We start from the raw sequence: 11320 nt of genomic DNA on the forward strand, positions 1-11320 counted from the left end.
ACGCCCGGTAACATTCCGAACCCGGAAGCTAAGCCTTTCAGCGCCGATGGTACTGCATGGGGGACCGTGTGGGAGAGTAGGACGCCGCCGAACAATTTTTGATGAAAGCCCCGGTGGGAACTTCGGTTCCTACCGGGGCTTTCTGCATTTACGGGGGCTCTTCCCCGACCCCTCTGCAGCCCCCCACGCCCGCTGCGGGTAGGGTCATGAGGCATCGTTGGTACATATCCCCACAGGAGGCCCCCGGGTGGAGGTCCAGGAGACGCGCGTACAGACCAACCGCGTCCTCACCATCCCGAACATCCTCAGCATGGCCCGCCTCGTCGGCGTACCCCTCTTCCTGTGGCTGATCCTCCGGCCGGAGCTCGACGGCCACAACAGTGACGGGTGGGCGCTGCTGGTGCTCGCGCTCAGCGGCATCAGCGACTACCTCGACGGAAAGCTCGCCCGGCGCTGGAACCAGATCAGCAGCCTCGGCCGGCTCCTCGACCCCGCCGCCGACCGGCTCTACATTCTCTCCACCCTCGTCGGCCTGACCTGGCGCGAGATCCTCCCGCTCTGGCTCACCGCGGCCCTCGTGGCACGCGAGGCGATGCTGCTGGTCATGGTGTGGATTCTGCGCCGCCACGGCTATCCGCCCCCGCAGGTCAACTTCCTCGGCAAGGCCGCGACCTTCAATCTGATGTATGCGTTCCCGTTGCTGCTTCTCAGTGACGGAGACGGCTGGTTGAGCGAGCTCGCCGCCATTTTCGGATGGGCGTTCGCCGGATGGGGTACAACCCTCTATTGGTGGGCAGGGATTCTCTATGTGGTCCAGGTCCGCCGACTCGTCAAGGCGGACCGCCAGGCCCGACTGACCTCGCCGTAGTACCTGAGTCATGCCGGGGCCGGACGGCGTATCCCAGATACGCAGACCGGCCCCGGGGCGTGCAGTCGGGAGGGACCGTCGTCTCGTCAAGGAGGATCCTTCCGACATGAAGGCCGTCGTGATGGCCGGCGGCGAAGGCACCCGTCTTCGCCCCATGACCTCGAGCATGCCCAAGCCGCTCCTCCCCGTGGCCAATCGGCCGATCATGGAGCATGTGCTGCGACTGCTCAAGCGGCACGGACTCACCGAGACCGTGGTGACCGTGCAGTTCCTCGCCTCTCTGGTCAAGAACTACTTCGGGGACGGCGAAGAGCTCGGCATGGAGCTCACCTACGCCAATGAGGAAAAGCCACTCGGCACCGCGGGCAGCGTCAAGAACGCGGAGGAGGCGCTCAAGGACGATGCCTTCCTGGTGATCTCCGGAGACGCCCTCACCGATTTCGATCTGACCGACCTGATCCGTTTCCACAAGGAGAAGGGCGCCCTCGTCACCGTCTGTCTGACGCGCGTCCCCAACCCCCTCGAATTCGGGATCACCATCGTCGACGAGAACGGCAAGGTCGAACGCTTCCTCGAAAAGCCCACCTGGGGCCAGGTCTTCTCCGACACCGTGAACACCGGCATCTACGTCATGGAGCCGGAAGTCTTCGACTACGTCCAGGCCGATGTGCCCGTCGACTGGTCGGGCGATGTCTTTCCCCAGCTCATGAAGGAAGGCAAGCCGATCTACGGCTATGTCGCCGAGGGCTACTGGGAGGACGTCGGCACCCACGAGAGCTACAACAAGGCCCAGGCCGATGTCCTCGAAGGCCGGGTCGACGTCGACATAGACGGCTTTGAGATCTCGCCCGGCGTCTGGGTCGCCGAAGGCGCGGAGGTCCACCCGGACGCCGTGCTGCGCGGGCCGCTCTACATCGGCGACTACGCCAAGGTCGAAGCCGGCGCCGAGATCCGCGAACACACCGTCGTGGGCTCCAACGTCGTCGTCAAGACCGGTGCCTTCCTCCACAAGGCCGTCGTCCACGACAACGTCTACGTCGGCGAGCAGAGCAATCTGCGCGGCTGTGTGATCGGCAAGAACACCGACATCATGCGGGCCGCCCGCATCGAGGACGGAGCCGTCATCGGCGACGAGTGCCTCGTCGGTGAGGAATCGATTATCCAGGGCAATGTCCGGGTGTACCCCTTCAAGACCATCGAGGCGGGCGCCTTTGTCAACACCTCGGTCATCTGGGAGTCCCGCGGCCAGGCACACCTCTTCGGCGCCCGCGGGGTGTCCGGCATTCTCAATGTGGAGATCACCCCCGAGCTCGCGGTACGGCTGGCCGGCGCGTACGCCACCACGCTCAAGAAGGGCTCCACGGTCACCACGGCCCGTGACCACTCCCGGGGCGCGCGGGCCCTCAAGCGGGCCGTGATCTCCGCGCTGCAGGCCAGCGCCATGGACGTCCGCGACCTGGAGAACGTGCCCCTCCCGGTCGCCCGTCAGCAGACGGCGCGGGGCAGCGCCGGCGGCATCATGATCCGCACTTCCCCGGGCGTGCCCGACTCCGTGGACATCATGTTCTTCGACGAGCGCGGCGCGGACCTCTCCCAGGCCGGCCAGCGCAAGCTCGACCGCGTCTACGCCCGCCAGGAGTACCGCCGCGCCTTCCCCGGCGAGATCGGCGACCTGTCCTTCCCCTCCAGCGTCTACGACTCCTACGCCGGGTCGCTGCTGCAGTCCGTGGACACCACCGGTGTCGCCGAGGCCGGGCTCAAGGTCGTGGTCGACGCGTCGAACGGCAGCGCCGGGCTCGTCCTTCCCAGCCTGCTCGGCCGGCTGGGGGTGGACGCGTTCACGATCAACCCCGGGCTCGACGAGTCCCGGCCGACCGAGACCGCCGACACGCGCCGCTCCGGGCTGGTGCGGCTCGGGGAGATCGTCGCCTCCGCGCGGGCCGCGTTCGGCGTGCGGTTCGACCCGGTCGGGGAGCGCATCTCCCTGGTCGACGAGCGCGGGCGCATCGTGGAGGACGACCGGGCGCTGCTCGTCCTGCTGGACCTCGTCGCCGCCGAACGGCGCAGCGGGAAGGTGGCCCTGCCGGTGACCACGACCCGGATCGCCGAGCAGGTGGCCGCCTACCACGGTACGCAGGTGGAGTGGACCACGACGTCGCCCGACGACCTGACCAGGGTGGGCCGGGCGGATACGACGATCTTCGGCGGTGACGGCCGCGGCGGCTTCATCGTGCCCGAGTTCAGCAGTGTCTTCGACGGTACGGCCGCGTTCGTCCGGCTCGTCGGGCTGGTGGCCAGGACCCAGCTCACGCTCAGCCAGATAGACGCCAGGATCCCGCGGGCCCACGTCCTCCGCCGGGACCTGGCCACCCCGTGGGCCGTCAAGGGGCTCGTCATGCGGCACGTGGTCGAGTCGGCCGGCGACCGTTCGGTGGACACCACCGACGGCGTGCGGGTCGTCGAGGCCGACGGGCGCTGGGTGCTGGTGCTCCCCGACCCCGCCGAGGCCGTGACCCACCTGTGGGCGGAGGGGCCTGACGAGGCGTCCGCCCAGGCGCTGCTGGACGAGTGGTCGGCCGTCGTGGACGGCGCCGGGCGCTGACCCACCCGCCGTGCCGGGGCGTGCCGGGGCGCCGACGCCGTAATTCCCGGCGTGTCCCGGCGTGTCCTGGCGTGTCCGGTGCCCGCGGGCGTTTCCCGGGCCCGGCACGCCGGTGGGGCCATTGGGAGACGGCACCTCCCACGTGCGACGATGTGCGGCATGTCGCAGCAGCCCCCCGTTCGGAGGACGGCACCGCCGTCCCCGCGCCCCGATGCTTCCATGTCGCTGCTGACCAACGTGATGGACCACAGCCTCGACGAGGGCTACGCGGAGGCGGCCGCCCGGCGCGGCGCGGACGGCGGCAAGGGGCTGCCGACCACACTGCGCGCCAAGTTGGGGCTCGCGGCCGCGCTGCTGCTCGCCGCGGTGGTGGTCACCATCGGTGCCGCGCAGGCGCGCATATCGGCACCCACCCTGGCCAAGGAACGCCAGCAGCTCATCGGCCGCATCCAGAAGGAATCCTCGGACGCGGACACGCTGCAGAAGAATGTCGACACGCTCCGGCACACCGTCGGCAGCAAGCAGCGTGACGCGCTGGAGAAGCACGGCGGGGACAAGGCCGACTCGGTGGCCCTGCTCGCCGGTGCCACCCCCGTTCGGGGGCCCGGCGTCAAGCTCGTGGTGGACGACGCCAAGCAGACCAAGCAGAGCGGTGGCGGCGGGCCGCGGGAGAGCAGCGGCTTCTCCGATACCGGGCGGGTGCGCGACCGCGACATGCAGCGCATCGTCAACGGTCTGTGGCAGTCCGGGGCGGAGGCGATCGCGGTGAACGGCCAGCGGCTGACGGCTCTCTCGGCGATCCGGGCCGCCGGTGACGCCATACTGGTCGACAACAAGCCGCTGGTGCCGCCGTACACGGTCCTGGCGGTAGGGGACGGACAGCGGCTGAGCTCCGCTTTCCAGCGCAGTGCCGACGGCCACTACCTGCGCGTTCTGCAGCAGGACTACGGGGTGCGCTCCAGCATTTCCGCTCAGGGCGAGGTCCGGCTGCCGGCCGCTCCGAGCCTGATCGTACGAACCGCACAGCCGCAGGGGAAGGGCACATCGTGATCGCCGTATTGGGCCTCGTCGTGGGAGTCGTGGTCGGACTGTTCGTCCGCCCCGTGGTGCCGACGGCGGTCGAGCCCTACCTGCCCATCGCCGTCGTGGCGGCGCTCGACGCGGTGTTCGGCGGCCTGCGGGCCATGCTCGACGGGATCTTCGACGACAAGGTGTTCGTCGTCTCGTTCCTGTCCAACGTGGTCGTCGCCGCGCTGATCGTCTTCCTCGGCGACAAGCTCGGCGTCGGGGCGCAGCTGTCCACCGGTGTCGTGGTCGTCCTGGGCATCCGGATCTTCTCCAACGCGGCCGCCATCCGGCGGCACATCTTCCGGGCGTGAGGCCGATGAGCACCGACGACACCCCGGAAGAGCCCACGCCCGACAAGCCCGGTACCGGCGATCCCGCCTCGGCCGAGCCCGGCCGGCCGGAGAAACCCGGTTCCGCCGGGAAGCCGGAACCGGCCGGGAAGCCTGAACCCGCCGCGGAGCCCCGGCCCGCGCAGCCGGCTGAGCGGCCGTCACCGGCGGAGGGCGCCGGGCAACCGGAAACCTCCGGGGCACCTGACGCACCTGAGACATCCGAGGCACCCGAGGCCCCGGGAAAGCCCGGGAAGCTCCGCAAGGGCAAGAAGCCCCCGGCCCCCGAAGAGACGGAAGCGGCGGAGGTGACGGAAGAGGCCCCGGGCGTGCCGGTGAGCCCGCCCGAGCCGGACGCCGAGCCCCTTCCGGCACCCCCGGAAGAAGTTCCCGCCGCCGGGCCGTTGACGGGCCGTCAACGCCTCGTCAACGGCCTCTGGCCCCCGAGGCTGACGCGCGCGCAGCTCACCGTGGCCGTGTTGCTCTGCGTCCTCGGGCTGGGCCTGGCCATCCAGGTCCGTTCGACGAACGACACCAGCGCCCTGCGCGGGGCCCGTCAGGAGGACCTGGTGCGCATCCTGGACGAGCTGGACAACCGCAGCAAGCGGCTGGAGGACGAGAAGCGGCGCCTGGAGAACCAGCGCACCGAGCTGGAGAGCAGCTCCAACCAGGCCGCGGAAGCCCGCAAACAAACCGCGCAGAAGGAGCAGCAGCTCGGGGTACTGGCGGGTACGGTGGCGGCCCAGGGGCCGGGCATCGAGCTCACGGTGAGCGACCCCAAGGGCCTGGTCGAGGCGGACAAGCTGCTGGACACCATTCAGGAACTGCGGGCGGCGGGTGCGGAGGCGATCCAGATCAACGACGTGCGGATCGTGGCCGACACCTATTTTTCGGGCACGGCGGGGAAGGTGGAGATCGACGGCAAGAAGGTCTCCCAGCCCTACCGGTTCAAGGTGATCGGCAAGCCCCAGGACCTGGAGCCCGCGCTGAACATCCCCGGAGGTGTCGTGCAGACCCTGGAGAAGGGGCAGGCGGGCGTGACGGTCACCCGGTCTGAGAAGATCGTTGTGGACGCCTTGCGCCCGGTGAAGCGGCCTGACTACGCTCGGTCGTCATCGCAGTGAGCCGGGCCGGGACGGAGGCTCCACGCGGAGGCATCGAGCTTGCGGGGGGTCGGCGCACGAAGTCGAGGGTGCGTGGTGGAAACTGTCTGTTGACCACGGACGTTATAAGGATGTCCAGGTCGGACGGTGTGTGCATCGAGGGTTTGTCCTGCCCCACGGGCGGGTCTGTTTCGGTCAAGGGGAATCGCCCGTGAAGTTGTTTGCGAAGTTGTTCGGCAAGAGCGCACGCCAGGAGGGCGGCAGCCGCCACCGCGCCTCGCGCCCGGTCGCGGGCGGGCAGGAGCCCCAGGAGGGGCGCCCGCTCTTCCGTGACCAGGTGGGTACACCCGGCGCGGACATTCCGGGTGAGCAGGGCGCTGTTGACCCTGCGGCCACGGGCCGCATAGGTTTCGGGGCACCAGCGACCTCAAGCGCGGGTGGAGGGTTTGCCTTGCCGGTATGCACGCGGTGTGGCCACCGGAACGCCGAGGCCAGTCGGTTCTGTTCCAACTGCGGTGCGCCGCTGCGGCCCGGTGCCGTCGCCGAGCGCGCCTCGGAGACGACCTCGACCATCTCCATCTCCGGTCTGGAGGCGTACGACTCCGAGACCACCGGCCAGACGCCGATCCCGACCCTCTCGCCCGAGGCGCAGGCCGCCGTCGACGCCCTGCCGCTGGGCTCGGCGCTCCTGGTGGTCCGCCGGGGCCCGAACTCCGGCAGCCGCTTCCTGCTGGACGGCGAGCTCACCACGGCGGGCCGGCACCCGCAGAGCGACATCTTCCTCGACGACGTCACCGTCTCGCGGCGTCACGTCGAGTTCCGCAGAGGACAGGACGGTGGCTTCACCGTCGCGGACGTCGGCAGCCTCAACGGCACCTACGTCAACCGCGAGCGGATCGACTCGGTGCCGCTGTCCAACGGTGACGAGGTGCAGATCGGCAAGTACCGGCTGGTCTTCTACGGTAGCCAGCGAGGCATCTGACCGCCCGGGGAAGGGCCATGCTGCGAACACCGTCGGACGGCGCCGGGAGTACCGGGGCCGTCGGCGCGGACGGGCGGCTGGTGAGCATCGGCACGGTGCTCACCCTGCTGCGCGAGGAGTTTCCCGAGGTCACCATCTCCAAGATCCGTTTCTTGGAGGCGGAGGGCCTGGTGGAGCCGCAGCGCACCCCCTCCGGCTATCGCAAGTTCAGCGCGGCGGATGTCGAGCGGCTCGGGTACGTCCTGCGCATGCAGCGCGACCACTATCTGCCGCTCAAGGTCATCAGGGAGCACCTGGACGCCCTCAGCAGGGGCGAGCAGGTGCCCTTGCCGTCCCCGGGGGCCTCACGTGACGCTGTGGCCCCAGGAGGCGCCTCCGAGGCGGAGAGCGGCCCGGCAGGGGCCGCGGAGGGGGCACCCCACCGTGCTCCCGTCCCCCGGATCGGGCGGGCGGAGCTGCTGGGCGCCGTCGGGGTCACCGAGGGTGAGCTGGTCGAGTGGGAGTCGTACGGCCTGGTCGCCGCCCACCCGGACGGCGGATTCGACGCCGATTCCGTCGCCGTCGCCAAACTGGTCGTGGACCTGGGCCGTTTCGGTCTGGAACCACGGCACCTTCGCGCCATGAAGGGCGCCGCAGATCGCCAGGCCGGTCTGGTCGAACAGGTGGTCGCACCGCTGATGCGGCACCGTAACCCCCAGACCAGGGCCCGTGCCGAGGCCACCGCGCGGGAGCTGGCGACGCTGTCCGTGCGGCTGCACGCGGCGCTGGTGAAGGCCGCTCTGCGCACCGGTTCGCACTGACCGGCGAGTGCCCGACTACCCAAACCTGCCAGGCACGTCCTAGGGTTGCTGTGTGAACGAGCTCGATGTCGTGGGTGTCCGGGTGGAAATGCCCTCCAACCAGCCGATCGTGCTCCTGCGTGAAGTGGGAGGCGATCGCTACCTCCCGATCTGGATCGGTCCGGGGGAGGCGACGGCTATCGCCTTCGCCCAGCAGGGCATGGCTCCGGCCCGCCCGCTGACCCACGATCTCTTCAAGGACGTGCTCGACGCGGTCGGGCAGCAGCTCACGGAGGTCCGGATCACGGATCTGCGCGAGGGCGTCTTCTACGCGGAGCTCGTCTTCGCCAGCGGCGTGGAGGTCAGTGCCCGGCCGTCCGACGCCATAGCGCTGGCCCTGCGCACCGGCACGCCGATCTACGGCAGTGATGGGGTGCTGGATGACGCGGGGATCGCGATTCCGGACGAGCAGGAGGACGAGGTCGAGAAGTTCCGTGAGTTCCTCGACCAGATCTCGCCGGAGGACTTCGGCACCAACAGCCAGTGAAGCGCGCGGCCAGTGAGGCACGCGGGCCGGTGGGGGGCGTCGGCCGAGGGTCGTGCGCCGGGTGGTAAAGGCGCATTCGGGTAGTTATTCCCGGCGCGAGGATACGTAAAACCACCCTCTGGGTGATTATCACTCGGCGTGCCGAGTGTGGCGATCGTTGACGCACCCCGGGTGACTGCCTACCGTCGACAGGGCAGGTCAAGGACGGAGGTCGGCGTGAGAAGCATGGGCGACGGTACGGCGGTCGGCAGTCCGTATCCGCTGTTCGGGGGGACAGTCGAACAGGCCTCCCGTCCTGTTGTTCCGGCGGCGGGGCTCGGCGCACCGCAGGGTCCGGAGACCGACAGCATCGGATACCGGGGGCCGACGGCGTGCGCGGCGGCGGGCATCACCTACCGCCAGCTCGACTACTGGGCTCGGACCGGGCTGGTGGAGCCGAGCGTGCGGCCCGCGTACGGATCGGGCAGCCAGCGGCTGTACAGCTTCCGGGACGTGGTGGTCCTCAAGATCGTGAAGCGGCTCCTGGACACGGGGGTGTCCCTCCAGAACATCCGCACGGCCGTGCAGCACCTGCGCTCGCGCGGGATGGCGGATCTGCCGCGGATGACGCTGATGAGCGACGGCGCGACGGTGTACGAGTGCACCTCGCCGGACGAGGTCGTCGACCTCCTCCAGGGCGGGCAGGGCATCTTCGGCATCGCGGTGGGCGTCGTGTGGCGTGACGTCGAGGCGGTGCTGGCCCAGCTCCACGGCGAGCGGGTGGACACCGGCGAGACGCTCGTCGGGCACAACCCGGCGGATGAGCTCGCCCGCCGCCGCAACCGGGCCGGCTGAGCCGGCGGCGCACCTGCCGCACCCGCCGGCACCCGTCGGCAGGGGCACATGCGTGCGATTGTCAGTGGTGTGCGGCAGCATCAAGGGTGTGAGAGGTGCACCGACGATCCTGCATCTGGACATGGACGCCTTCTACGCCTCGGCGGAGCAGGCGGCCAAGCCCAGCCTGCGGGGAAAGCCCGTGGTGGTCGGCGGGATCGGCCCCCGGGGGGTAGTGGCCACGGCGTCCTACGAGGCGCGGGTCTTCGGCGTCCGCTCGGCCATGGCCACGGCACAGGCCCGCCGCCTGTGCCCAAATGCCGCCTACCTCACGCCCCGGTTCACGCTCTACCGGCAGGTCAGCGAGGCCGTGATGGAGCTGCTCGGCCGGCTGTCGCCGCTGGTGGAGCCCCTCAGCCTGGACGAGGCGTTCGTCGACCTCGAAGCGGGGGGCGTCGAGCCCACGTCGGCGGCCGTCCGGGCCGTCGGCGAGCAGCTGCGGCGGGACATCCGGGCGGTGACGGGGCTCAGCGGGTCGGTGGGGCTCGCCGGCTCCAAGATGCTCGCCAAGATCGCCTCCGAGGAGGCGAAGCCCGACGGCCTCCTCCTCATCGAGCCCGGTACCGAGAGCGGGCTGCTCGGCCCCATGTCGGCCCGGGTCATCCCGGGGGTCGGCCCCGCCACGGCCGAGGCGCTGCGCCGGGCCGGGATCACGACGGTCGCCGAGATCGGTGAGGCGGGCGAGGCGGAGCTGGTGCGGCTGCTGGGCAAGGCCCACGGCGCGGGGCTGTACTCCATGGCGACCGGCCATGACGACCGCCCCGTCGTCGCCGAGCGGGACGCCAAGTCGGTGTCGGTCGAGGACACCTTCGAAGAGGACCTGACCGACCGGACACGGGTCCAGCTGGAGATCGCCCGGCTCGCCGACCGGTGCGTGCAGCGGCTCCGCGCGGCCGGGCGCTCCGGCCGCACGGTCGTCATCAAGGTGCGCCGCTACGACTTCTCCACGCTGACCCGCTCGGAGACCCTGCGCGGGCCCACCGACGACCCCGGGGTGGTCCGGGAGGCCGCCGCCCGCCTGATCGAGACCGTCGACACCACCGCGGGCGTCCGGCTGCTGGGCGTGGGGGTCACCGGGCTCGCCGACTACACCCAGGAGGACCTCTTCGCCCAGGCGGCGAACGAGGCCGCCGAGGCCCTGGCCCGGACGCCGGACCCCGAGGACGCGGCGGCGCCCGAGGCCACCGGTGCCGAGCCGGTGGCCGAGCGGCCCCGGCGCTGGTTCCCCGGGCTCGACGTGCGGCACCGCGAGTACGGGACGGGCTGGGTCCAGGGCAGCGGGGTCGGGCGCGTCACCGTCCGCTTCGAGCAGCCCTGGTCGGCCCCGGGCCGGGTGCGGACCTTCGCCGTCGACGACCCGGCGCTCGAACCGGGCGAGCCCCTGCCCCTGGTCGGGGCCGGGGATCAGCCGCCCGGGCCGCCCGCCGAGCCGAGTTCCCCGGAGGACGGCGAGGCCGGCGAGCCGGCCCTCCCCGGGCCCTCCGGCGTGGGGAGCGTGAGCCCGTAGTGGTGGTAGAGCTGCAGCTCCTGCTCCGGGGAGAGGTGGCGGCCCACCCCGAAGTCCGGGGCGTCCTTGATCAGGGAACGCTCGTAGGGGATCCGCAGGGCGTCGTCCACGACCACGCTCGGTTCCAGGGGGACGAAGGCGTCCCGGCCGAACAGCCCGGTGCGCACGGCCGCCCATTCCGGTTCACCGGTCGCGTCGTCGAGGTACACCTCGTCCACGGTGCCGATCTTCGCGCCGTTGCGGTCGAACGCCTTGCGGCCGATCAGGCTCCGCGGGTCGATATCGGTCTGCACCGTTCCTCCCATGGTTCGCTTCCCCGAGTCCCCCCGCGGGGCGCAGGCACCCCCTTGCGCACCTCCCGACAACAACGAAAAGCCACAAAGCGGGAACCGGCCACTCGAGGGTTCGCCTCGGACCCGCGCTGGTAGTCTGGCCAGTGGCCGCAGACCCCGTGCGGGAGAGTCCCCCGAGAGCCCTCACCGGCTTCGACGGGGGCGCCGAAGGAGCAAATCCTCCCCGGAATCTCTCAGGCACACGTACCGCACGGACGAGGTCACTCTGGAAAGCAGGGCGGGCCCCGGTCAGGCACCACGCCGAAGCCCCTCCTCACCGACGGTGAAAGCCGGTCCGCTCCCTGCGGCCCGGTGAAGCTCTCAGGTTGA

Annotated in this window: 11 protein-coding genes, 1 rRNA gene and 1 riboswitch; of the genes, 11 read left to right on the plus strand and 1 reads right to left on the minus strand. The window is 70.5% G+C overall.

Features of this window, described 5'->3' with window-relative positions; genetic code table 11:
• The 11 genes from rrf to ABZ951_RS13720 form a co-directional block, all read left to right on the plus strand.
• Positions 1–93, plus strand: a 5S ribosomal RNA gene (gene rrf, locus ABZ951_RS13670); the annotation flags it as partial.
• Between the two features lie 154 nt (positions 94–247).
• On the plus strand, positions 248–868 hold the full coding sequence (locus ABZ951_RS13675; RefSeq protein ID WP_344090346.1) for a CDP-alcohol phosphatidyltransferase family protein: 621 nt from the start codon (positions 248–250) through the stop codon (positions 866–868).
• A gap of 106 nt (positions 869–974) precedes the next feature.
• The gene (locus tag ABZ951_RS13680) at positions 975–3470 is read left to right on the plus strand and encodes a mannose-1-phosphate guanyltransferase (protein ID WP_344090348.1); all 2496 of its coding nucleotides are present in this window, start codon (positions 975–977) and stop codon (positions 3468–3470) included.
• A gap of 150 nt (positions 3471–3620) precedes the next feature.
• Entirely contained in the window at positions 3621–4520 is a 900-nt protein-coding gene (locus tag ABZ951_RS13685; protein ID WP_344090350.1) for a DUF881 domain-containing protein, read from the plus strand.
• Positions 4517–4849 (plus strand): small basic family protein, encoded by a 333-nt coding sequence (locus tag ABZ951_RS13690; RefSeq protein WP_344090352.1) that lies wholly within the window; start codon positions 4517–4519, stop codon positions 4847–4849. Before ABZ951_RS13685 ends, ABZ951_RS13690 begins: the two co-directional genes overlap by 4 nt.
• Before the next feature lie 353 nt (positions 4850–5202).
• Positions 5203–5991: a DUF881 domain-containing protein gene (locus ABZ951_RS13695; protein ID WP_344090486.1), complete on the plus strand. Its 789-nt coding sequence runs from the start codon at positions 5203–5205 to the stop codon at positions 5989–5991.
• A gap of 82 nt (positions 5992–6073) precedes the next feature.
• Positions 6074–6952, plus strand: coding sequence for an FHA domain-containing protein (locus ABZ951_RS13700; RefSeq protein ID WP_344090488.1), 879 nt, complete (start codon positions 6074–6076; stop codon positions 6950–6952).
• A 17-nt stretch (positions 6953–6969) separates the two neighbouring features.
• Positions 6970–7752 carry a MerR family transcriptional regulator gene (locus ABZ951_RS13705; protein WP_344090354.1) on the plus strand — a complete coding sequence of 261 codons (783 nt, stop codon included), beginning with the start codon at positions 6970–6972 and terminating at the stop codon, positions 7750–7752.
• A 52-nt stretch (positions 7753–7804) separates the two neighbouring features.
• Entirely contained in the window at positions 7805–8278 is a 474-nt protein-coding gene (locus ABZ951_RS13710) for a bifunctional nuclease family protein (protein WP_184736688.1), read from the plus strand.
• 216 nt (positions 8279–8494) lie between these two features.
• Complete coding sequence (locus ABZ951_RS13715) at positions 8495–9112, plus strand: MerR family transcriptional regulator (RefSeq protein ID WP_344090360.1); 618 nt, start codon at positions 8495–8497, stop codon at positions 9110–9112.
• 88 nt (positions 9113–9200) lie between these two features.
• On the plus strand, positions 9201–10658 hold the full coding sequence (locus ABZ951_RS13720; protein ID WP_344090362.1) for a DNA polymerase IV: 1458 nt from the start codon (positions 9201–9203) through the stop codon (positions 10656–10658).
• Here the strand turns inward: ABZ951_RS13720 and ABZ951_RS13725 are convergent.
• Positions 10556–10951 carry a PRC-barrel domain-containing protein gene (locus ABZ951_RS13725; protein ID WP_344090490.1) on the minus strand — a complete coding sequence of 132 codons (396 nt, stop codon included), beginning with the start codon at positions 10949–10951 and terminating at the stop codon, positions 10556–10558. The genes ABZ951_RS13720 and ABZ951_RS13725 overlap by 103 nt on opposite strands.
• Positions 10952–11102: 151 nt before the next feature.
• Positions 11103–11210, plus strand: a riboswitch (glycine riboswitch).
• Positions 11211–11320 lie beyond the last annotated feature (110 nt).

This window comes from Streptomyces sp. NPDC046215 (assembly GCF_040646215.1).
In the GTDB taxonomy this organism is placed as follows: Bacteria; Actinomycetota; Actinomycetes; order Streptomycetales; family Streptomycetaceae; genus Streptomyces; species Streptomyces stramineus.